Annotated in this window: 24 protein-coding genes and 1 pseudogene; 17 read left to right on the top strand and 8 right to left on the bottom strand. The window is 68.9% G+C overall.

The genetic code is table 11. From position 1 onward, the window contains the following. The 3 genes and pseudogenes from RTU05_RS05030 to rsmD all read left to right on the top strand — a co-directional run. Positions 1–281: pseudogene (locus RTU05_RS05030) on the top strand (pseudouridine synthase); the annotation flags it as partial. A gap of 26 nt (positions 282–307) precedes the next feature. Further along, positions 308–721 carry a GFA family protein gene (locus RTU05_RS05025; protein WP_312596279.1) on the top strand — a complete coding sequence of 138 codons (414 nt, stop codon included), beginning with the start codon at positions 308–310 and terminating at the stop codon, positions 719–721. Next, positions 721–1,293: a 16S rRNA (guanine(966)-N(2))-methyltransferase RsmD gene (gene rsmD, locus RTU05_RS05020; RefSeq protein ID WP_312596277.1), complete on the top strand. Its 573-nt coding sequence runs from the start codon at positions 721–723 to the stop codon at positions 1,291–1,293. Before RTU05_RS05025 ends, rsmD begins: the two co-directional genes overlap by 1 nt. Positions 1,294–1,478: 185 nt before the next feature. Here the strand turns inward: rsmD and RTU05_RS05015 are convergent, their stop codons facing one another. From RTU05_RS05015 to mutL, 3 genes are read right to left on the bottom strand one after another with little or no spacing between them, the layout of a single operon-like run. Next, positions 1,479–1,943: a low molecular weight protein-tyrosine-phosphatase gene (locus tag RTU05_RS05015; protein ID WP_312596275.1), complete on the bottom strand. Its 465-nt coding sequence runs from the start codon at positions 1,941–1,943 to the stop codon at positions 1,479–1,481. Continuing rightward, entirely contained in the window at positions 1,937–2,359 is a 423-nt protein-coding gene (locus RTU05_RS05010; RefSeq protein ID WP_312596273.1) for a hypothetical protein, read from the bottom strand. The genes RTU05_RS05015 and RTU05_RS05010 overlap by 7 nt, the downstream gene beginning before the upstream one ends. Before the next feature lie 38 nt (positions 2,360–2,397). Next, positions 2,398–4,266 (bottom strand): DNA mismatch repair endonuclease MutL, encoded by a 1,869-nt coding sequence (gene mutL, locus RTU05_RS05005; RefSeq protein WP_312596283.1) that lies wholly within the window; start codon positions 4,264–4,266, stop codon positions 2,398–2,400. A gap of 162 nt (positions 4,267–4,428) precedes the next feature. Between mutL and RTU05_RS05000 the strand changes: the two genes are divergently transcribed. After that, on the top strand, positions 4,429–5,832 hold the full coding sequence (locus RTU05_RS05000) for a Do family serine endopeptidase (RefSeq protein ID WP_312596271.1): 1,404 nt from the start codon (positions 4,429–4,431) through the stop codon (positions 5,830–5,832). 12 nt (positions 5,833–5,844) lie between these two features. Here the strand turns inward: RTU05_RS05000 and RTU05_RS04995 are convergent, their stop codons facing one another. Next, positions 5,845–6,267 (bottom strand): VOC family protein, encoded by a 423-nt coding sequence (locus tag RTU05_RS04995; RefSeq protein ID WP_312596269.1) that lies wholly within the window; start codon positions 6,265–6,267, stop codon positions 5,845–5,847. 75 nt (positions 6,268–6,342) lie between these two features. Here RTU05_RS04995 and RTU05_RS04990 point away from each other — a divergent pair, with 75 nt between their 5' ends. From RTU05_RS04990 to RTU05_RS04955, 8 genes are read left to right on the top strand one after another with little or no spacing between them, the layout of a single operon-like run. Then, entirely contained in the window at positions 6,343–7,671 is a 1,329-nt protein-coding gene (locus tag RTU05_RS04990) for a replication-associated recombination protein A (protein WP_312596267.1), read from the top strand. Between the two features lie 16 nt (positions 7,672–7,687). Then, positions 7,688–8,413, top strand: a complete 726-nt coding sequence (locus tag RTU05_RS04985) for an RluA family pseudouridine synthase (protein WP_312596265.1) — start codon at positions 7,688–7,690, stop codon at positions 8,411–8,413. Positions 8,414–8,440: 27 nt separating this feature from the next. Further along, the gene (locus RTU05_RS04980) at positions 8,441–8,794 is read left to right on the top strand and encodes a DUF1304 domain-containing protein (protein ID WP_312596263.1); all 354 of its coding nucleotides are present in this window, start codon (positions 8,441–8,443) and stop codon (positions 8,792–8,794) included. A 49-nt stretch (positions 8,795–8,843) separates the two neighbouring features. Next, on the top strand, positions 8,844–9,332 hold the full coding sequence (locus RTU05_RS04975; protein ID WP_312596261.1) for a CC0125/CC1285 family lipoprotein: 489 nt from the start codon (positions 8,844–8,846) through the stop codon (positions 9,330–9,332). Positions 9,333–9,372: 40 nt separating this feature from the next. After that, positions 9,373–9,768, top strand: a complete 396-nt coding sequence (gene crcB, locus RTU05_RS04970) for a fluoride efflux transporter CrcB (RefSeq protein WP_312596259.1) — start codon at positions 9,373–9,375, stop codon at positions 9,766–9,768. Next, a complete protein-coding gene (locus RTU05_RS04965; RefSeq protein WP_312596257.1) occupies positions 9,765–10,790 on the top strand; it encodes an RluA family pseudouridine synthase in 1,026 nt (341 codons plus the stop codon). The genes crcB and RTU05_RS04965 overlap by 4 nt, the downstream gene beginning before the upstream one ends. After that, positions 10,787–12,271 carry a putative 2OG-Fe(II) oxygenase gene (locus tag RTU05_RS04960; RefSeq protein WP_312596256.1) on the top strand — a complete coding sequence of 495 codons (1,485 nt, stop codon included), beginning with the start codon at positions 10,787–10,789 and terminating at the stop codon, positions 12,269–12,271. Before RTU05_RS04965 ends, RTU05_RS04960 begins: the two co-directional genes overlap by 4 nt. A 17-nt stretch (positions 12,272–12,288) precedes the next feature. Further along, a complete protein-coding gene (locus tag RTU05_RS04955) occupies positions 12,289–13,041 on the top strand; it encodes an ATP12 family protein (RefSeq protein WP_312596254.1) in 753 nt (250 codons plus the stop codon). 4 nt (positions 13,042–13,045) lie between these two features. Here the strand turns inward: RTU05_RS04955 and RTU05_RS04950 are convergent, their stop codons facing one another. After that, positions 13,046–13,819, bottom strand: a complete 774-nt coding sequence (locus RTU05_RS04950) for a pseudouridine synthase (RefSeq protein WP_312596252.1) — start codon at positions 13,817–13,819, stop codon at positions 13,046–13,048. Between the two features lie 278 nt (positions 13,820–14,097). On the opposite strand from RTU05_RS04950, the gene RTU05_RS04945 reads away from it, so the two are divergent. Next, entirely contained in the window at positions 14,098–14,589 is a 492-nt protein-coding gene (locus RTU05_RS04945; protein ID WP_312596250.1) for a hypothetical protein, read from the top strand. Here RTU05_RS04945 and RTU05_RS04940 read toward each other — a convergent pair whose 3' ends face one another. After that, positions 14,590–15,225: a DUF938 domain-containing protein gene (locus RTU05_RS04940; protein WP_312596248.1), complete on the bottom strand. Its 636-nt coding sequence runs from the start codon at positions 15,223–15,225 to the stop codon at positions 14,590–14,592. 196 nt (positions 15,226–15,421) lie between these two features. Between RTU05_RS04940 and RTU05_RS04935 the strand changes: the two genes are divergently transcribed. After that, positions 15,422–17,269: a phosphoenolpyruvate carboxykinase (GTP) gene (locus tag RTU05_RS04935; protein WP_312596246.1), complete on the top strand. Its 1,848-nt coding sequence runs from the start codon at positions 15,422–15,424 to the stop codon at positions 17,267–17,269. A 47-nt stretch (positions 17,270–17,316) separates the two neighbouring features. Then, positions 17,317–18,330 (top strand): FAD-binding oxidoreductase, encoded by a 1,014-nt coding sequence (locus tag RTU05_RS04930; protein ID WP_312596244.1) that lies wholly within the window; start codon positions 17,317–17,319, stop codon positions 18,328–18,330. On the opposite strand, the gene RTU05_RS04925 is transcribed toward RTU05_RS04930, so the two are convergent. Further along, on the bottom strand, positions 18,327–19,061 hold the full coding sequence (locus tag RTU05_RS04925; protein ID WP_312596242.1) for a TonB family protein: 735 nt from the start codon (positions 19,059–19,061) through the stop codon (positions 18,327–18,329). The two genes, RTU05_RS04930 and RTU05_RS04925, sit on opposite strands and share 4 nt — an antisense overlap. Positions 19,062–19,228: 167 nt before the next feature. Here RTU05_RS04925 and RTU05_RS04920 point away from each other — a divergent pair, with 167 nt between their 5' ends. Both RTU05_RS04920 and RTU05_RS04915 read left to right on the top strand, forming a co-directional pair. Then, positions 19,229–20,026 (top strand): transglycosylase SLT domain-containing protein, encoded by a 798-nt coding sequence (locus RTU05_RS04920; protein ID WP_312596240.1) that lies wholly within the window; start codon positions 19,229–19,231, stop codon positions 20,024–20,026. Between the two features lie 88 nt (positions 20,027–20,114). Beyond that, positions 20,115–21,254 carry a DUF2336 domain-containing protein gene (locus tag RTU05_RS04915; protein WP_312596238.1) on the top strand — a complete coding sequence of 380 codons (1,140 nt, stop codon included), beginning with the start codon at positions 20,115–20,117 and terminating at the stop codon, positions 21,252–21,254. Between the two features lie 61 nt (positions 21,255–21,315). Here the strand turns inward: RTU05_RS04915 and RTU05_RS04910 are convergent, their stop codons facing one another. After that, a complete protein-coding gene (locus tag RTU05_RS04910) occupies positions 21,316–21,792 on the bottom strand; it encodes an Hpt domain-containing protein (protein ID WP_312596236.1) in 477 nt (158 codons plus the stop codon). Positions 21,793–21,831 lie beyond the last annotated feature (39 nt).

Below are 21,831 nucleotides of genomic sequence, written 5' to 3'. Positions count from 1 at the left end.
AGACCTTCAAGCCGCGCGAGCGCACAGCCCCCGCCGGGGCGCGTCCGGCGCGCGGGGACGGCGACCGGCCCAAGCGCGCCTTCAAGCCGCGCGACGACCAGTTCATCGACGACCGCAGGAAGCCCGCAGGGGCCAAACCCGGCCCCAAGCCTGGCGGACGCGCCGGTCCTGGCGCGAGTTCGGGGGGGCGCGACTTCAAGCCGCGTTCCGGCGGCAAGCCGGCGGGTCCATCCGGGACCAGCGGGCGCGCCCCTGGCGGCAAGCCGCGCGCGCCTCGCTGAAACGCGCCGCCGAGGAGAGTTGAGGCATGACGTCTTCTTCCACCGGCCGGTGCCTGTGCGGCGCCGTGACGTTCAGCGCCACCCCCAGGGGCGGGATGCACGCCTGCCATTGCGGCACGTGTCGGCGCCTGTCGGGCGGCATCCTGTTCAGCGTCGACTGCGGCGACAGCGTCGATGTTCAGGGGACAGTCGCGACCTACGCCTCGTCCGATTGGGCGACGCGCCAGTTCTGTCCGGCGTGCGGGACCGGCCTGTTCTGGCGCTCCAACGACGGGGCCGTGACCATGGTGTCGGCCCAGGCGTTCGACGACCCGTCCGCCTTCGAGCTGGAGGACGAGGTCTGCATCGAGAGCAAGCCCGACACCTACGCCCTGGCGGGGGATCGGCCGCGCCTGACCACGGATGAACTGTACGCCCAGTTCGCTCCGCCCGAAGCCTGATGCGGATCGTCGCAGGCAGCCTGAAGGGCCGGGCCATCGTCGCGCCGGAGGGGCAGGGCACGCGCCCCACCTCTGACCGCGCGCGTCAGGCCGTGTTCAACGTTCTGGAGCACGCCGCCTGGGCCGAGCCGCTTCAGGGCGCGCGGGTCATCGACCTGTACGCCGGGTCCGGCGCCCTGGGGTTCGAGGCGATCAGCCGGGGCGCGGGCTTCTGCCTGTTCGTTGAGACGAACGACGGCGCGCGCGGCGCGATCCGCGAGAACGCCGACGCCTATGGGCTGATGGGGCGCACGCGGGTGCATCGGCGCAGCGCCACCGATCTGGGCGTGCGGCCCGGCCCGGTGGCGGAAGCCTTCGACATCGCCTTCCTCGATCCGCCCTATGGCAAGGGGCTGGGGGAGCAGACGCTGGCGCGGCTGCTGGAAGGGAACTGGCTCAAGCCCGGCGCCATCGTGGTGTTCGAGCGGGGGTCCGACGAACCGGAGATCGACATCCCCGGCTATCAACGGCTGGACGCGCGCGATTATGGCGCGGCGCGGGTGCTGTTCCTGCGCGCGGAAGCGGCGGCCTGAGCGTCAGCCGCCAGTTGCACTGCACCATCGGAAACAGCGCAATGTGCAACAAGGTGCAATTTCTGACGGTTTTCCTAAGTCGTCAAAACAAGCGGCCATAACAAACGGGCGCTGCGGCGCCGTGCGTCGATTGGCGTTGTTTTACGGCAAGGAGCCGACTCAGCGCTCTTTACAAGTGCGTCCAGTCATGCGCGCAGTTTGATCGCCAGATTCTGCGCCGCCGCCGTCACCTCGGCCCAGGTGATCTCGAAACCGTCGTCGTCGCCGAAATAGGGGTCGGCGACGGCCTGGCCCTCGCGGCCGGGGACATGGTCTAGCAGCAGGCCGAGTTCGGCGGTGGCGTCTGCGGGCGCGATGCGGCGCAGGTTTTTCAGATTCTCGTGGTCCAGGGCGATGACGTGGGTGAAACGGCGAAAGTCAGCCTGCGTCACCTGACGCGCCTTCAATCCCGAAATCTCGACCCCATGCCGCCGCGCCGTCGCCTGCGCCCTCGGGTCCGGCGCTTCGCCCGCATGCCAGTCCCCGGTCCCGGCGGAATCGACGGTCAGATCGAGACGCAGCCGCTGAGCCTCAGCCCGCAGCGCCGCCTCCGCCAGAGGCGAGCGACAGATGTTGCCGAGGCAGACGAAGAGGACGGAGGGCTTCAACATGCCGGGATCAGGTTGACGGGATAGTTGTCGATCTCGCCAGCATACCAGACGTCGGTGGCGCCGATGCCATGCTTGACGACATGCCAGCGACCGTTCCGTTTGGCGAGGATGGCTTCGGTGCGCACGCCGTCCATCTCGTCGTTGGTGGGACGGATCGCGCCGCCGCCGGGACGTTGGGGTGTCACGATGGCGAAAGCGTGGGGGCCGATCACGCGGATCTGGGTGACCACGAACTCAATCGGCCCGCCCAACTCCCGCTCCACCACAGGACGAAGCGCGCCTAGAATCGCGCGTCGCTCTCTGGCGTTTGGAAGCAGGGCGGCGGGTTGCGCACAGGACGCCTGAGCGGCTTGGCCGTACGCGACAGGATCGGGCGAGGCGGACGCCAGCGCAGCGATGAGAACGAGGGCGGACATTATCGTTATCTAGCAGGCTTACGGCTGTGTTTCATCACTCACCGCCGTCCGAACAGCTTTTCCAGATCGTGCAGCTTCAGCTCGACATAGGTCGGGCGGCCGTGGTTGCATTGGCCGGAGTGGGGGGTGGCTTCCATCTGGCGGAGCAGGGCGTTCATCTCGGGGGCCGAGAGGACGCGGCCTGAGCGGACGCTGCCGTGGCAGGCCATGGTGCCGCAGATGGCGGCGAGGCGTTCCTTGAGCGACAGGGCCTGGCCGTGTTCGGACAGGTCGTCGGCGATGTCGCGGATCAGGCCCTGAACATCCGTATCGCCCAGCATGGCCGGGGTTTCGCGCACCAGGACGGCGCCGGCGCCGAAGGCCTCGACGATCAGACCCATCTCGGCCAGTTCCTCGGCGCGCGAGGCGACGCGCTCGGCCTCGGCGGGGTCCAAATCGACCACTTCGGGCGTCAGCAGGGCCTGGCGGGTCACGGACCCCTCGGCCATCTGGGCCTTCATCCGCTCATAGACCAGCCGCTCGTGCGCCGCATGCTGATCGACGATGACCAGACCGTCGCGGGTCTGGGCGACGATATAGTTGGCGTGAAGCTGGCCCCGCGCGGCGCCCAGGGGGTAGTCGAGGGGGTCTTGAGGCTGAGTGGCGAGGTCTGTGTTCTGAGCGGGTTGCGAGGGCCAGGCCGGGCCGTCCCACGACGGCTCGACGCGGGCGGAACGCTCGTTGAGGCCGGGGAGAACTTGCGCGGCGGCGGCGGGCTGGGACCAGCCGGTCCAGCCGCTGAAGCCTTGCGCCGAGGGGGCGCTGGGGCTGTAGGCGGGGCCGGATGCGACGCCGGTGTGGGGCTGGAACCCCGACAGGGCGTCGGCGGCGACGGTGGTGGAGGCGCGGTGGCCCGCTGCGTGCAGCGCGTGACGCAGGGCGCCGACGATCAGGCCGCGCACCAGGGCCGGATCGCGGAACCGGACCTCGGCCTTGGCGGGGTGGACGTTGACGTCGACATAGAGCGGGTCGATGTCGAGGAAGAGGACGGCGGCCGGATGGCGGTCGCGCGCCAGGAAGTCGGCGTAGGCGCCGCGCAGGGCGCCTTGCAGCAGTCGGTCCTTCACCGGGCGGCCGTTGACGAACAGATACTGATGCGCCGCATTGCCGCGCGAATAGGTGGGCAGGCCCGCATAGCCCGACAGGCGCACGCCGTCCCGCTCCTGATTGATCAAGAGGGCGTTGGCCTCGAAGTCGCGGCCCAGCAGGGCGGACAGGCGTTTCAGCCGGCCTTCGTCGCCGGGGTGTTCGGCGGGGAGTCGCAGCGTTATTTTGCCGTCCAGCGACAGGGTGAAGGCGACGGCCTCGTGCGCCATGGCCTGGCGCTTGATCTCTTCCGAGATGGCCATGGCCTCGGACCGCTCGGACTTCATGAACTTGAGCCGGGCGGGGGTGGCGTAGAACAGGTCGCGCACCTCGACCCGCGCGCCGTGCGGGCCGGGGAAGGGGGCGGGGACCAGGGGGCGGGTCTCGCCGCCCTCGACCGTGATGGCCCAGGCGTCGGTTTCATCACGGGATCGGGTGGTGATCGACAGGCGCGCGACCGAGCCGATGGAGGGCAGGGCCTCGCCCCGGAACCCCAGGGTGTGGATGCGCAGCAGATCCACGTCACCCGCGTCGTCCGGCTCCAGCTTGGACGTGGCGTGGCGTTCGATGGCCAGGGGCAGTTCGTCCTTCGGAATGCCCTTGCCGTCGTCGGCGATAAGGATGCGCGACAGACCGCCGCCGTCGGCCTGAATCTCGATGTTGCGGCCCCCTGCATCCAGGGCGTTCTCGACCAACTCCTTGATGGCGCTGGCCGGCCGTTCGACCACCTCACCAGCGGCGATGCGATTGACGGTTTCGGGGGAGAGGCGACGGATGGGCATGAGCAGGCGAAGATAGGGCGCGCGGGGGATTCGCGCCATGCGGCGTTCGACCGGCCGGGAACGCGGCGACAGCTTGGCCGTTCAGAAGACGGCGCGCCTTGATCCAGCCCGAAACCGGGTGCGGAATGGCGTGGCTGACCGCCTGACCCTTCTCGGATGACCATGAAGACCCGATCGATCGTGCTCGCCGCCACACTGGCCCTGTCGGCCTGTGGCAACCCTCAACCGTCCAAGGCGCAGGAGGGCGAATTCGCCCAGCCGACGCGAAACGTGCCCAGCGACGCCGGGGGCATGAAGTCCAGCTTCGCGCCCGTGGTCCGCTCGGCGGCGCCGGCGGTGGTCAATATCTCGGCGCGCAGCGTGCAGCGGGTGCAGGCCGATCCGTTCTGGCAGCTGTTCGGCGGCGGAGTTCCCCAGGCCCGGGTGGCGGAATCCGTGGGGTCTGGCGTGATCGTGCGCTCGGACGGGATCGTGGTGACCAACAACCACGTCATCCAGGGCGCCCAGCAGATCAAGGTCGTGCTGAACGACCGGCGCGAGTTTCCCGCCACCGTCATCCTGGCCGACGAGCGCAGCGACATCGCCGTGCTGAGGCTGGAGAACGTCAGCGACCGGCTGCCGGTCCTGGCCATCGACGATCAAGAGCAGCAGCAGGTGGGCGATCTGGTCCTGGCCATCGGCAACCCGTTCGGCGTGGGCCAGACGGTGACCAACGGCATCATCTCGGCCCTGAACCGGACCGAGACGGGCATTTCGGATTCAGGCTCCTTCATCCAGACCGACGCGGCCATCAATCCCGGCAATTCGGGCGGGGCGCTGGTGGACATGGACGGCGACCTGATCGGCATCAACACCGCCATCTTCTCGCGATCCGGCTCCTCGGCCGGGGTCGGGTTCGCGGTGCCCGCCGCCATGGTCAAGCGGGTGGTCGACTCGGCCCTGGGCGGCGCCAAACAGGTAGTGCGCCCCTGGCTGGGCGTGAAGGGCGACACCGTGACCGGCGACATCGCCGGCAGCCTGGGCCTGAGCCGGCCGCAGGGGTTGGTCGTCACCGAGGTTTACGCCAATGGTCCGGCGGCGCGCGCGGGCGTCCGCCAGGGCGATGTGATCACCGCCGTCGACGGCCAGGAGATCAATGACCAGGGCGGGCTGAATTATCGCGTCGGTTCTCGCAATCCCAACGATCAGGTGCAGGTCGCCATTCTGCGCGACGGCCGCGCCCAGACCCTGACGGCGCGGGTCCAGCCCCTGCCGGGCGACGCCGATCCCAGCGGCGGCGTGACCATCGCGTCCGGTCCGTTCGCGGGCGCGGAGGTCGTGGCCCTGAACCCGGCGCTGGCCGACCGGCTGGGCGGCGATCCGTTCGCGACGGGGGTGATCGTCACCGGCGTGTCGGGACGCGGCTATGCTGCGCGGGCAGGCTTCCGCCAGAACGACCTGATCGTCAGCATCAACGGTCGCGCCATCACCTCGGCCCGCGACATCGAAGCCGCCGGGGCGGGCCGAGGCCCCTGGGAGGTCGTCATCAACCGCGGCGGTCGTCAGATTCGCGGCGTGTTGAGATAAGGGAAGGGCCTCTCAGCCCTTCTTCGGTCCGCCAATCGACCACGTATGACCGAAGGGGTCGCGGAGCTGGCCGTAGCGGTCGCCCCAGAACTGGTCGGCCATGTCCACAACCGGCTCGGCGCCGCCCACCACCATGGCGCGGGTCCACCAGGCGTCGGGATCGGCGACACGCAGGTGCAGGCTGACTCCGACCGGGCGGACGTTGGACTGGCCGGTATATTCCGGGAACTCGTCGGCCAGCATGACGCTGGCGCCGTTTATCTTCAGATGGGCGTGGATCAGGCGCTCGCCGTCGTCGGCCAGCCTGCGGTCCAGCACCTCGGCCCCGAAGGCGATGATGTAGAAATCGACCGCCGCCGAGGCCCCGCGCGACGGTATGGTCAGGTGGGGCGTCACGCCCGAGGTCGGGCCCTGGGCGGGATTGGCGTCGGTCATCAAGGCGGTCTCCGTGGCAGGGCGCGATACTAGCGCGTGAAAAGCCTTTGGCGAACGCCTACATAGGTCGCACACATGAGCGATCTGTTTGAAGCCTCCGGCATTCTGCCCCCCGACGCCCCGCTGGCCGACCGCCTTCGCCCGCGCACGCTGGACGAGGTGGTGGGACAGGACCATCTGCTCGGCCCCGGCGGCCCGATCCGGCGTATGATTGAGGCTGGACGTCTGGGCTCGATGATTCTGTGGGGGCCGCCGGGCACCGGCAAGACCACCATCGCGCGGCTGCTGGCCCAGGCGGCGGGCTATGAATACCAGGCGATCAGCGCGGTGTTTTCCGGCGTCGCGGATCTGAAGAAGGCGTTCGAGGCGGCGCGGATGCGCCGGGCGGCGGGGCAGTCGACCCTGCTGTTCGTCGATGAGATCCACCGCTTCAACCGCGCCCAGCAGGACGGCTTCCTGCCCTTCGTCGAGGCCGGGGTTGTGACCCTGGTCGGCGCCACGACCGAGAACCCCAGTTTCGAGCTGAACGGGGCCTTGCTGTCGCGCAGCCAGGTCTATGTGCTGAAACGGCTGGACGATGCGGCGCTGGATCAGCTGCTGAGCCGGGCCGAGGCGCATATGGAGAAGGCTCTGCCGCTGACGCCTGAGGCGCGTCAGGCGATGCTGGCGCTGGCGGACGGTGACGGGCGGTATTTGCTGACCATGTCGGAGGTGCTGTTCGACCTGCCCGACGGCGAAAGGCTGGACGTGCAGGGTCTGGCCGGGGTGCTGCAACGCCGGGCGCCCGCTTACGACAAGAGTAGAGAAGAACACTATAACCTCATATCCGCCCTGCATAAATCGGTGCGGGGGTCGGACCCGGACGCGGCGCTTTACTGGCTGGCGCGGATGCTGAACGGGGGCGAGGACCCGCTGTATCTGGCGCGGCGGATCGTGCGGATGGCGGTCGAGGACATCGGCGAGGCGGACCCGCTGTCGATCTTGGTCGCCAATGCGGCCAAGGACACCTACGACTTCCTGGGCAGTCCAGAGGGCGAACTGGCCCTTGCCCAGGCGGTGGTGCATCTGGCCACGGCGCCCAAGTCTGTCGGTGTTTACGAAGCCTTCAAGGCGGCCAGGAAGGCGGCCTATGAGACCGGCTCTCTGATGCCGCCCGCCCATATCCGCAACGCCCCGACCAAGCTGATGAAGTCGCTGGGATACGGCAAGGGCTACGAATACGACCCAGACACGCCCGAGGGTTTCTCAGGCGCCAACTTCTTCCCCGACGAGATGGAGCGCCGCACCTTCTACAAGCCCAAGGGCGAGGGGCATGAGGAGAAGGTCAAGCTGCGGCTGGAACGCTGGGCTGCGATGCGGGCGCGGATGGCGGTGGACGGCGCTGTGGACGCGACGGGCGGCTGACCTCTAGAAGCCCCGGATGACCGACCGCCAGCCCGTCGCCCTGTCCGAAGACGAAATCGCCGCCGTCCGTTCGTGGGTGATCCATGAGGACGCGCACGTCATCGCCTTTTCCAAGCCCAGCGGCTTGTCCAGCCAGGGTGGGCGGATAAAGGCCCATACGCTGGACGATCTGTTGTGGGCGTTCGCGCGGTCGAACGGCAAGCGGCCGGAACTGGTGCATCGGCTGGATCGCGACACCTCGGGTGTGATCCTGGCGGCCAAGACCAAGCCGGCGGCGGGATTCCTGGGCAAGGCGCTGCAGATGCGGCGGTTCAGGAAGCAATATCTGGCCCTGCTGTCGGCGGCGCCCGAGCCGCGATCCGGCACAGTGGATGCGCCGCTGCGCCGCGAAGAGATCGGCCGTGAATCCTATATGCGGGTCGTCGCCTTCGACGCGCCGGGCGCGCAAGGGTCGCAGAGTCGATACCGCACCCTGGCCGCCGGCGATCACGGGGCGGTGGTGGAGCTGGAGCCGCTGACCGGACGGATGCATCAGCTGCGGGTGCATATGGCGCATCTGGGGCGGCCGCTGATCGGGGACGTGCGTTATGGCGGGGCCCTGACCACGCCGGTCGGCGCCGCGCCGCGCCTGATGCTGCACGCCGCCAGGCTGAGCTTTCCGCATCCCGAGGGCGGGACGACGACCGTCGAGGCCCTGCCGCCCGAAGATTTCCAGACGCTGCGGACCGCCCTGGGTCTATAAGACCCATCGAACCTGGGAGAGCCGCCCATGATCGCGACCGCGCTGATCGTCATCGTCGTGCTGATCCACGCCTATATCGTGGTGCTGGAGATGGTGCTGTGGACCACGCCCAGCGGGCGCAGGGCCTTTGGCATGAGCGTGGAGAAGGCTGAACTGACCAAGGTGCTGGCCGCCAATCAGGGGCTCTACAACGGATTTCTGGTCGCCGGTCTGGCCTGGGGGCTGTGGTTGGGCGTGGGCGGCTTTCAGATCAAGGTCTTCTTCTTGGCCTGCGTGCTGGTCGCGGGGCTTTACGGGGCGGCGACGGTCAGTCGGAAGATCCTGCTGGTGCAGGCGGTTCCGGCGGCCCTGGCTCTGATTGCGCTTGCGCTGCGTAGTTGAGGGAACACGAACCCCGTTGCGACGCTATCTCGTTGAAAGGATTCATCTGATGAAGCGCCTCGCCATCGCCCTGACCGGCCTGTCCGCCCTGGCTCTGACCGCCTGCGCCAGCCTGGCGCCCTATGGCGCCCAACGCGGGCCGGGCGGGCAGGGGTATTCGGAACAACGCATCGAAACCAACCGATACCGGGTCACCTACAACGGCGTGGGCGCGGCCGGTCGCGTCGCCGATTGGGCGTTGGTGCGCGCGGCGGACCTGACCACCGAGCAGGGCTATGACTGGTTCGAGGTGACGCAAAGCTGGACGGACGGCCGTCCAGGCGGCGCGGGCGGCGTCAGCCCCAGCGTCTCCATCGGCGGCGGAAGCAGCCGTTACGGCGGCTATTCCGCATCGGGCGTGGGCGTGGGGGTCGGTCTGAACTTCAGCGGGCCGCAGCCAACCTCGACCACGCTGGAGGTAGTCATGGGGCGCGGCGCCAAGCCCAACAGCCCCTATGCCTATGATGCGAGGTCGGTGCAGGGCTCCATCCCGCGCTGACCATCGCTTTCGCTGCGGTCCGCGTATAGAAGGCCGCACGATGACACGTTTTCTTCTCGTCGCGGCCGGCGGCGCCATCGGTTCGATGGCGCGCTATGGGCTGGGTGTCGCGGCCGGCCGATGGGCGCCGAACGCAGGATGGCCGGTCGGCACATTCGCCGCCAATGTCGCCGGCGGCCTGTTGATGGGCCTGCTCGTCGGCTGGCTGGCGTTCCGGGGCGGGGCGCAGCAGGAGGCGGTGCGCCTGTTCGCCGCCGTGGGCGTGCTGGGCGGGTTCACCACCTTCTCGTCCTATTCGCTGGAGGCGGTGCAGATGATCGAGCGCCGCCAGATCGGCCTGGCCGCGGCCTATGTGGTCGGCTCGGTCGTCCTGGCCATCGCGGCCCTGTTCGTCGGCCTGATGATCGCCCGCCGCGCCTTTGGAGTATCCGCTTGACCGACCAGCCGCCCGCAGCCGACGCCCCGAAGCGTGAAGTCCTGACGATCTATGTCGCCGAGGACGAGGACGGCATCCGCCTGGACCGCTGGTTCCGTCGGCGCTGGCCGCATCTGTCGAACATTCAGGTGCAGAAGATGGCGCGCAGCGGTCAGATCCGGGTGGACGGCGCCCGCATCAAGCCCGAAGGCCGACTGACCGCCGGGGCCGCCGTGCGTGTGCCGCCGATCCCCGACGACACTTCGCGTCAGGCGGGCGACGTGCATACGCTGTCGGAAAAGGACATCGCCTTCGCCAAGTCGCTGGTCCTGTATGAAGACGACATGGTCATCGCCATCAACAAGCCGCATGGTCTGGCCGTGCAGGGCGGCACCAAGACCAGCCGCCACGTTGACCGTCTGCTGTCAGCCTGGGGCGAAGGGCTGGAGCGCCCGCGTCTGGTCCACCGTCTGGACCGCGACACCTCGGGCGTCCTGCTGCTGGGCAAGGGACCGGAGGCGGCCAAGCGTCTGGCCGGCGCCTTCGCGCGGCGTCAGGCCAAGAAGACCTATTGGGCCATCGTCATCGGTAATCCGAAACCCTATTCGGGCCAGATCGACATGCCGTTGAAGAAGACCGGCATCAACGACTTCGAGATGATGCGTCCCGCCGAGCGCAAGGACCCGCGCGCCGAACCGGCCGAGACGGCGTTTTCGACCGTCAGCCGCGCCTCGCACCGCGCCGCCTGGATGGCGCTTCGTCCCTTCACCGGGCGAACCCACCAACTGCGCGCGCACATGGCGGGGATCGGTCATCCGATCCTGGGCGATCCGAAATACGGCGACGAGAAATCGCGCGAACTGTCGGGGCCGCTGAAGCTGCAACTGCACGCGCGCAGCATCGAGTTGGACCACCCGCGCGGCGGCGTGCTGAAGGTCACGGCGCCGTTGAGCCCCGAGATGAAGGCCGGCTTCGCCCACTTCGGCTTTTCCGAGGACGAGGCCGAGGACGATCCCTTCCTGGGCGTGAAGAGGATCAGGTGACCGTCGGCGCCCAGGCCGAGGTCGAACGCGCCCAGGCCCTGGCCCTCGCTGGGCGGCCGGATGCGGCGTTGGCGGTGCTGGCGACCGTGACGCAGCGGGCAGATGCGCCGTGGCAGGCCTTGGCAGTCCACGCCGACATGGCAAAGCAGGCCGGGCGGCTGGAGGACAGTCTGGCGCTGTCGCGGAGGTTGATCGCGGTGCGCCCACACAGCGTGCCGGCGCGGCACAATCTGGCCTCGACGCTGGGCGATCTGGGACGCGCGGCCGAGGCGGAGGCGGTCTGTCGCGAGGCCATGGCCCTGGGCGGCGATGCGCCGGAGACCTGGCTGGTGCTGGCGCGGGCGTTGCAGTCCCAGAACCGGTTCGAGGTGGCCGAGGACGCCTATCGCCGGGCCTTGGCGCGCCGGCCCGGCTATGGCGAGGTCTTGAGAGACTTGAGCCAGTTGATCTGGATGCGCGACGCCGACCTTGCGGCCGCCAGCGCGCCGCTGGACGTCGCCATCGCGGCGTCTCCGGGCGATGCGGGGCTGCGCCGGATCAAGGCACGATTGCTGGAGTATGCGGGCGACGCGGAGGGAGCCTATCGCACCCTGATCGCCGGGCCGCTGGACGGGCCGGGCGAGTTGGCGGCGGCGCAGATACTTATGTTTCTGGACCCGCAGCGGGCGCTGGATCATGCGAACCGGGCGGCGGCGTTGGCAGGGGCGGCCGTGCCGGCGGTGATGACGACCCAGGCGGAATGTCTGCTGGCGCTCGGCCGACCCGAGGCGGCGCTGGAGCCGATCACGGCGCTCAGGGCCAGAGAGCCGCTGAACCAGCACGTCCTGGCGCACCAAGCAACGGCGTGGCGAATGCTGGGCGATGCCCGCTATGCCCAGCTTTATGACTATGACGCCTTCGTGCGGCCCTATCGGCTGGAGACGCCGGACGGGTGGGCGACGTTGGGGGACTATCTGACCGATCTGGCGGCCGCGCTGCATCGGCTGCACAGATTGAAGGCCCATCCGGTTGGTCAGTCGTTGCGCGGCGGATCGCAGACGGCGATGTCGCTGACGCAGAGCGACGATCCGGCGATCCGCGCCTTTTTCGCCGCCATCGACGCGCCGATCCGGGCCTATATGGCGGCGCTGGGCCAAAGCGACGATCCGTTGAGGGCGCGCAACACCGGCCACTATCGCATCAAGGGCAGTTGGTCGGTGCGGCTGCGCCCCAACGGGTTTCACGCCGACCATATCCATTCGGACGGCTGGCTGTCCTCGGCCTGTCATATCGAGGTTCCGCCCTCGGTCGAGGGCGAGGGGCGCGAGGGCTGGCTGCGGTTCGGCGCGCCGCCCGGACTGCCGCACCTGCCGGCCCAGCACCATGTGCGACCGCAGGCGGGGACGTTGGTGCTGTTTCCCTCCTATATGTGGCACGGCACCCAGCCGTTCGGCGGCGAGGCGTCGCGCCTGACGCTGGCGTTCGACGTCGTGCCGGCCTGATTTTCGACGGAGTCCCCATGACCGACCAGCCCGCCTCGCATCGCCCGCGCTTCGTGGAGCTTTCGCCCGACCGCATCGCCCGCTTCTGGACCGAGGCGGGCGTGGGCGCGCACCCTGAAGGCGGCTGGGCCGTGCTGCTGGACGGCCGCACGCCCAAGACGCCGGACAAGGCGCCGCTGGTTCTGCCCACCGAGGCGGCGGCGCGCATGGCGGCGGACGAATGGGGGGCGCAAGGGCAGTTTCTTGATCCATCGACCATGCCGGCGACCCGCCTGGCCTCGACCGCCATCGACCGGATCGGCGGCGCGCGCGAGGCGGTGGCGGACGAGATCGCGGCCTATGCCGGATCGGACGTGGTCTGTTACCTGGCCGAGCATCCCATGGCGCTGGTTGAACGACAGACCCGCGAATGGGGGCCGTGGCGCGCCTGGGCCGCGCGAGAGATGGGGGTCGTGCTGGAGCCGACCAGCGGCATCGTCCACCGGCCCCAGTCGGCCGAGGCCATCGGGCGGGTGAAGGCCCACGCCCTGACGCTGGACGATTTCCGCCTGACGGGCCTGGCGACGGCCGTGCCGCTGCTGGGGTCGGCGGTGCTGGCGCTGGCGGTCGAGCGGGGGGCGCTGTCGGGCGGCGAAGCCTTCGACCTGTCGCGGATCGACGAGGCGTTTCAGGAAGACCAGTGGGGCGTGGACGCCGAGGCGGCCGAACGCACTCAGGCGCGCCGCGACGAGGCGGAGTTGCTGGATCGGTGGTTCAGGGCGCTCGATTAGGCCGTCAGGCCGAGGCGGTGGACGCGGCGATCAGGGCCGTGCGTTCCTGATCGGTCAGGTGGCGCCAGCGCCCCTCGGGCAGGTCGCCCAGCAGCAGCGGACCGATGCGGATGCGGTGCAGGTCCACGACCTCCAGCCCGACCAGTTCGCACATCCGGCGGATCTGGCGATACTTGCCCTCGGTCAGGATGAACCGCAGGCCCTGCGGCCCGGTCTGGGTGACGCGGGCGGGTTTCAGCGGCTTGTCGTTCAGCGACAGGCCGTGACGCAGCAGGCCCAGCTTGCTCTCGGTGATCTGACCTTCGACGACGACCAGATATTCCTTGTCCAGTTCGGATGACGGGCCGATCACCGCCTTGGCCACCACGCCGTCGGACGACAGCAGCAGAAGTCCGCGCGAATCCTCGTCCAGCCGGCCGATCGGGGGCAGGGAGGCGTCGCGAGCGGGCGTCTCGCCCTCGCCGATGCGGTTGGGCGTCTTCAGCAGGCGCACGGCGGGGATCTTGCCGGGATCGGGCTGGCCCGAAACGTAGCCGACCGGCTTGTGCAGCACCAGGGTCATGCCGGACGCCAGGGCCGCCTGGGCGGTATCGTTCAGGGTCAGGGTCTCGCCGGGCTGAATCTTGCGGCCCGCGTCGCCGATGGTTTCGCCGTCGATGGAGACCAGGCCGTTGGCGATCAGACTGTCGGCCTCGCGCCGGGAACAGACGCCGGTCTGGCCCAGCCATTTGTTCACGCGAACGGGCTCGTCGCCGTCATAGGTGCGGGTGAAGGCCATGCGATTCCGTCGTCCAGTCGATGCCGCTGTCTAGAGCCGGTCAGCAGGGCGGGCAAGCCGGCCCTCATTTTTCAGAAAACGAAAGCGGCCCATTTGCGGGCGCGGGTTGATGCGGATTGTTTCGACACTATATCCGTCCGCACACCCCAAATAAGCCAGAGTGCGGGACGACGCCGGTCGAACCCGTCGGTTTTCTTTTTTCTGGCCTCGTGGGTGAAGGATTTGCGCGCTCGAAGCGGTGAATCTGAGACATTATTGAAACCGACAAAGGATACGTCTTGTACGCTCAAAACAAATCTTCCGCTGGACCTCGCCGCACCGGTTACAACCGCCCCGTTCCCACCCGTCTGCGCATGGGTCTGGTGATGCGGCGCAATATGGAGTTCGGGGCGCTGGGCGATGTGGAGGGTGCGTTGCGGGCCGAGGGCGTGGGGCTGGCGCCGATATCGACCGGCGAGGCCAGTCTGGTGTCGGGCGGCGTGACCGTGCTGGCGACCGCCACGGGCAAGGACATCGCCGAAGGCCGCCTGAAAGGGCTGGTCGTTCCGGGCGGATCGACCGACGAGGCGTCTCTGGCCGCCGTGCGTTCGCTGATCGATCTGGCGCGGGCCAACGACCTGACCGTCGTCGCTTTCGCTGACGGCGTCGCCCTGACGGCGGAACGGTTCGGCGTGAAGGTCGAGGCCGATGCGGCGATCTTCAGCGGCGGACAGCCGACGGTGCTGAACGAACGCACGGACCTGTCCAGGGCGGTCGCCGCCCTGTCCTGATCAGGCGGTCCTGAACAGAAGCATCAGGTTCTCGGCCGGCATCTGGACCCTGAGCGTGGCGACCAGACCATGCGCGCGGGCCAGGGTCTGGACAGTGTCGCGGTCGCGCAGGCCCCAGTCGGGATTGCGCGATTTCAGGCTGTCGTCGAAGGTGGCGTTCGACGGCGCCAGCGCGACCCCCGCCTCGCGATAGGGGCCGTAGAGAACGAGCAGCCCGCCCGGACGCCGCAGGGTTCGGCCGGCCAGATCCATCAGCCCCTCGGTCGCCGACCAGGGGCTGATGTGCGTCATGTTCGCGCAATAGAGGGCGTCGAAATGGCCTGTCGGCCAGGTCGCCGGGTCTTGTGCGTCCAGGGCCAGCGGAGCCGGCAGATTTGGCGGGGCCGCCGTGCGGCTCCAGGCGGCGATGCTGGCGCGGGCCTCCGCGCTCGGGTCGCTGGGCGTCCAGCGCAGGCCCGGCAGGGCGGATGAAAAGGCGACGGCGTGTTCGCCCGATCCTGATGCGACCTCCAGCACCGATCCGGCGGCCGGCAGATGGGCGCGCAGGACCCGCAGGATGGCTTGGGCGTTGCGCCGCGCGGCCGGCGAGGTCAGCGCGCCGTCGGGCAGAGCGGCGATGGAATCCAGGCTGTTCATATGTCCTGATACTCCCGAAGGGCGCTTCGAGCATCTGCGATTTCTTGCCGCGAAAGCCGGGCGATGCGTCCATTTCGTGCGCGATTTGACGCCGACACCGCTGGAGCGCATTGCGCCTGTAACAGTGCGTGATCGCAGTGTTTTCGGGTCATGGCGGCGTCAGATCGCCAGCCCTCCTTTGCTCAGGAGACGTCCAATGTCCATTTCCACCACGCCCGGATTGCGTCCGGCGCCTACCCATCATGCCGGGCTGATCGCCTGGGTCGAGCAGATCGCCGCCCTGACAAAGCCCGATCGGGTTCACTGGTGCGACGGGTCCGAGGCGGAGAAACAGGCCATCGTCGCCGATCTGTTGGCCAAGGGCACGCTGAAGGCGCTGGACCAGGACAAGCGGCCGGGCTGCTACTACGCCGCCTCCGATCCGCGCGACGTCGCGCGGGTGGAGAGCCGCACCTTCATCTGTTCCGAAGATGAAGCCGACGCCGGGCCGACCAACAACTGGGCCGATCCGATCGAGATGCGCCAGCGTCTGGCGGGGCTGTTCGACGGCTGCATGGCGGGCCGGACGATGTATGTCGTGCCCTTCTGCATGGGGCCGCTGGGGTCCGAGATCAGCGCCCTGGGCGTCGAGATCACCGACAGCGGCTATGTGGCCCTGTCGATGGGGGTGATGACACGCATGGGCAAGCCGGCGCTGGATCAACTGGGCGACAAGGGCGTGTTCGTGCCCGCCGTCCACACGCTGGGCGCGCCGCTGGCTGAGGGGCAGGCCGATGTGCCTTGGCCCTGCAACGACGACAAATGGATCGTGCACTTCCCCGAGACGCGGGAGATCTGGTCCTATGGGTCCGGCTATGGCGGCAACGCCCTGTTGGGCAAGAAATGCTATGCGCTGAGGATCGCCTCGGTCATGGCCCGCGACGAGGGCTGGCTGGCCGAACATATGCTGATTTTGAAGCTGACCGATCCAAAGGGACGCGCCAAATATGTCGCGGCCGCCTTCCCCTCGGCCTGCGGCAAGACCAATCTGGCCATGCTGCAACCGACCTTGGCGGACTGGAAGGCGGAGACCATCGGCGACGACATCGCCTGGATGCGGTTCGGCGATGACGGGCGGCTGTACGCCGTGAACCCGGAGGCAGGCTTCTTTGGCGTCGCGCCCGGCACCAGCCGCGACACCAATCACAATGCGCTGGAGACCCTGTCGACCAACACCATCTTCACCAACACCGCCCTGACCGAAGACGGCGATGTGTGGTGGGAGGGGATGACCAAGACCGCGCCCGACGGCCTGACCAACTGGAAGGGGCAGCCGCACGATCCGGCGTCGGGCGAGCCGGCGGCCCATCCGAACGCCCGCTTCGCCTCGCCCGCCGGCCAGTGCCCGGCCATCGCGCCGGAATGGGAAGACCCCAGGGGCGTGCCCATCGACGCCATACTGTTCGGAGGGCGTCGAGCTAGCGCGGTGCCGCTGGTGACGGAGGCGTTCGACTGGGAGCACGGCGTCTTTATGGGTTCTACCGTGGCGTCGGAAGGCACGGCGGCGGCCGAGAACAAGGTCGGCGAACTGCGCCGCGACCCGTTCGCCATGCTGCCTTTCTGCGGCTACAATATGGGGAATTATTTCGCCCACTGGCTGAAGATGGGGCAGGGGCGCGACGCCACGAAACTGCCGCGCATCTTCTTCGTCAACTGGTTCAGGAAGGATCAGGACGGCCGGTTCGTCTGGCCGGGATTCGGCGACAATGCGCGCGTGCTGAAATGGATTTCTGAACGGATCGACGGCGCGGCGGCGGCCGTGGACACGCCTGTCGGGAGGGTGCCGTCGCCCGAGGCGCTGGACCTTTCGGGCCTGGACCTGACGGCGGCCCAGTTGTCGATCTTGCTGGACGTGGACGCCGCCGTCTGGGCCGAGGAGGCGGCGCTGATCCCCGACTTCTATCGCCGGTTCGGAGAGCGGCTGCCGACCGCCCTGTGGGACCAGCACGCGGCGCTGGTCACGCGGCTCGACCGGGCCGCAGGCGCCTCTATGGCGGCGGAATAGGTCGCCGACACTTGCATTGAGGGCGTCGCGGGTCGATCAGACGGGCCGTGACGTCTTCCTCCTGCATCGTGATCGTCGGCGCCGGCGTGCTGGGCCTGTGCACCGCGTTCGAACTGAATCGGCGCGGGCGATCCGTCGTCGTGATCGATCCCGGCGAAGCGAATGCGTCTGCGGTCGCGGCGGGCATGATCGCCCCGGCGATGGAGGCGGCCATCGACGATGCGTCGGCGGAGCGTGCCGCCCTGTTCCGCGCGTCGCGGGACCTTTGGCCGGATTTCGCCCAGGCGGCCGGAATCACTTTGGCGAGGCGACCGGCGGAATGGCGCGGCGGGGATGCGGGGGGGATCGCCGCGCGGATGCGGGCGCTGGGATTCGAGGCGCGGATGAATGGCGACCGGGTCGTCACGGACGAGGACTATCAGGTCGATCCCGGCCTGGCGCTGGCGGCGATGAAGGCGGTTTTGGGCGATGCGGTCGTGACCGGCCGCGTGGAGGCGGTCGCGCGCGTGGGCGACAGTTGGCGTGTGCAGACGGATCGTGCCGAACTGCTGACCGACGCCGTGGTGCTGGCGACGGGCGCCGAACGCGCGGTCTCTGGCCTGCCCCGGGCGGTGCGCCAACGGGTGGAGGCGATCCAGCCCATTCGCGGTCAGATCGGGTCGACGACGCAGGCTTTGGCGGCCCATGTGGTGCGCGGGCCTGGCGCCTATGTCGCGCCGATGGGGACGGGCGTGGTCGTGGGCGCGACGATGGAGCCGGGACGTCGCGACACGGCGCCGGACGCTGCGGCGGGCGAGCGTCTGGTTCAGGCCGCGTGGTGGGTGCTGGGTCGGACGCCCGAGCCGCTGGAGATCGAATGGCGCGCGGGCGTGCGCGGGGCGACGGCGGATGGTCTGCCGCTGGCGGGCGCGGCGGTGGGCGGGCCGGGGCTGTTCATGGCCCTGGCGCCGCGCCGCAATGGCTGGCTGCTGGGACCGGTGGTCGGCCAGGTGGTGGCCGATGCGATCGAGGGGCGGGCGGCGTCGCCGCACGCCCGCGCCCTCGACCCCGGTCGGTTCTAGCCCTCCATCGCGAAGCGGACGGTGAAGTTGACCGTGGCCCCGTCGACGGGGCGGCCGTCGACGGTGCGCGGGTTCATGCGGAAGTCGCGCGTCAGGCTCTGCGCCGCGCGACCGAAGCCCTGACCGCTGGGCGTTTCGCCCACGACGCGACAGCCGGTCAGGCCGCCGTCGACCCGCACCATGCACGACAGGCTGGCGGAACCCGGCGTGCCGTTGTCGGCCGCGCGAGACGGATAGGCGCGCGCCATCTGGGCCGCCGACGGACGGCTGGCCCAGGTCGGATTGTTGATCACCGAGGGCGGGCGAGGCGGGGTCTCGACCGTCGCCGTGCCGCCTTCGACGCCGGTGGGCGCCGTGCTGACGATGACCTGTCCAGCCGGCGCCGTGGTCGTCGGGTTGTCAGGCGGGGTCAGCGCCACCGTCGGCACATCCACCGGCACGGTCAGCGTCGGCTTGTGGATCGGCGTCGGCGGGGCCGCCGTGACGGTCGGCGGCAGCGGCTTGGGCTCCGGCGGCCGTTGGAAGAAGATGTCGATAGGTTTGTCAGGCTCTGTCGGTTCGGCCAGGCCGCTCAACTCGAACCGTTGATTGTAAAGCACCACGCCCGCCGCGACGTGCAGGATCACCGAGACGCCGATGGCGGCCAGCATCCAGCGCGGGATGGGTTTCTTGCGTTCCCCGAAGTCGATGGGGCTGATCAAGCCGGGGCCGCCGGCGGTTTGCATCATCATGGCCTAACTCCCTCGTTCACCGCCCCCGCAGCGCCCGTAAGGTGAAGTTGAGCGCGCAGGTTGTGGCGGCTTTGCGGCAAGCCGCGCGTGTTCGACCAACGTCGATCCGTTAACGCCGCCGTTAAGGATTAGGGATTGGTTAACCACGTTCGCTGACCATCGCGCGCATGGGCATCGGAGCGATTCCATCGGCGGGCGGCGTGGAGGCGGCGATCAGGCGCGCCTCCTCGGCCGTGGGCGTGGACTATGACTTCATGGTCAAGACCGCGCGTCGTGAAAGCGCGATGAACCCCTCGGCCAAGGCCCCGACATCTTCGGCGGCCGGGCTGTTCCAGTTCATCGAACAAACCTGGCTGGGCACGGTCAAGCAGCACGGCGCCCAGCATGGTTATGGGCAATACGCCGACCTGATCCATCGGGGATCGGACGGTCGCTGGCGGGTCGAGGGTTCGGCGCGCAATGTGGTGCTGGACCTGCGGTTCGATCCGCATGCGGCGTCCGCCATGGCGGCGGAGCTGACGGCGTCGAACGCCGCCTATCTGCGCGGCCGCACGGGCAAGGAGCCGGGGGCGGGCGATCTCTACGCCGCCCACTTCCTGGGACCGGCGGGGGCGGCGGACCTGATGCAGGCGATGGACCGCAATCCGGGCGGCAACGCGGCGGCCCTGTTCCCCCAGGCGGCGCGCGCCAACCGCAGCATCTTCTATCGCGACGGTCGCGCGGCGACGGTGGCCGAGGTTCACGCCAATCTTCAGCGCACGGCGGGCGAGGGCGCTCCGGCGGCGGGAGCGGGAGAGACGCGCCTTTCCGCCCCCAATCTTAGCGAAAAGGACCAGATGCTGGCGGCGCGGCTGGATCGGTTGAAACAGGATCAGGGGCTTCTGGCCCTGCTGCTGGGCCAGGACGGGTCGTCCAGCAGCGGTTTCGGCGGCGCATTTTCGCCGATGGGCAAGGAATCGACCTGAGTCGGTGAACTTCAACCGGTGGTAAACCGCCCGTTAAGCATGGCAGTCTCATTTTGGGATCAACGCCCGATTCCCTGACGAGCCGTCCATGACCGCCTATCGCGCACGCCTGACCGAAGTGGACATTCGTCGCCTGATCAAGGCGGCGGACGACGACGAGCGCGCGGAGGCGGCGCACAAGCTGTGTCGCAACATGGAACGCGCGGAACTGGGCGCGGAGGATCGGGAGGCGGCGCAGAAGATCCTGCGGATGCTGGCCAACGACGCGGCCGAACTGGTGCGGCGCGCCATGGCGGTGACGCTGAAGGCGTCGGACCTGATCCCCAACGATGTGGCGCGCAAGCTGGCCGGCGACCTGGACAGCATCGCCCTGCCGATCATCGCCGCCTCGCCCGCCTTCAGCGACGAAGACCTGATCGAGATCGTGCGCGCGGGATCGGTCGTGCGGCAGGTGGCGGTGGCGGGGCGAGCGCAAGTGTCGCGCGACGTCGCCGATGTTCTGGCCGGAGAGGGTTGCGAGCAGGCGGTGCGGGTTCTGGCGGCCAACGACAACGCCGATCTGTCCGAAGGCTCGCTGGCCGTCGTGGTCGAGCGGTTCGCCGAGGCGCCGGAGGTGCTCACCGCCGTCGCCTATCGCCAGGTTCTGCCGCTGCAGGTCACCGAACGGCTGATCGAACTGGCCAGCGACACGGTGCGCGAACATCTGATCAGCCGCCATGCCGTGGCGCCCGAAACCGCCATACGCTTGGCGCAGTATGCGCGCGAGCGCACGACCGTCGATCTGGTCGATCAGGCGGGCGCCAGCGCGGATCTGGCCGCCTTCATGGCCCAGTTGAATGCGCGCCGGGTGCTGAACGCCTCCCTGCTGCTGCGCGGACTGGCGCGGGGGCAGATGGCCATGTTCGAATATGGTCTGGCAGAGCTGGCCAGTACGCCCCATCATCGCGCCTGGTTGATGGTGCATGACGCCGGGCCGCTGGGGCTGAAGGCCGTCTATGATCGGGCGGGCCTGCCGCCGCGCCTGTTCCCCGCCTTCCGCGCCGGCGTGGACACATGGCGCGCGCTTGCGGCCGAGGGAATCGACACCTCCAGCACCCTGTTCCGCGAACAGATGCTGGAGCGTTTCCTGACCCAGCGTCCGAACGTGCTGCGCGACGACCTGGCCTATCTGATGGAGCGACTGGATCAGTCGCCCGCCGCCTGTCACGCCGCCGCCAACGCCGCCTGATAGCCGACGACAAAAGGCCCGCCGAATGACGGGCCCTTTTCCTTGCGCTCTTCAGCTTCGGTCAGCCCGCCAGATGCTGGGCGACCCGCTGCTCCAGGGTTTCGGCCAAGTCGCGGCCGGTGGGGTGTTCGTCGGTCTTGATCTGATCGCGGACCACGGCGCGAATGGCGTCGATATGGGCGTCCAAAATCGGAAGGGGCGCCGACATCCGACGTTCGGCGTCGTCCAGCATCTTGCACAGCGAACCGGCGATCCGCGTCACCAAAGGATAGTCATAGGTCGTGCCCAGTCCCTTCAGGTCGTGGGCGCGGAAATACAGGGCCTCGGCGGTGGCGGGGGTGTAGCCCTGGTTGCGAATGTCGGCTTGGGCCTGGTCCAGCTTGACGATCTCGTCGTTCAGCCACTGGCCGAACTGGGCCGACATGGCCTTCAACGCCTCTTCGGCCTTGGCGATGGCGTCGGCGTTGATGCCGAATCCGCCGCCGACCTTCATACGCAGGGCGTTGGTCGGAGGGGTGATTTGCGCCGGGTTGCTCATGGCGGGCTCCATAGGTCTTTCGCGGACGCTAAACGGCTT

The sequence above is a fragment of the Brevundimonas sp. genome, from assembly GCF_032017145.1.
In the GTDB taxonomy this organism is placed as follows: Bacteria; Pseudomonadota; Alphaproteobacteria; order Caulobacterales; family Caulobacteraceae; genus Brevundimonas.
The sequence above is the reverse complement of the archived record's forward strand: the minus strand, read 5'-3'. Positions and strand labels throughout refer to the sequence as shown.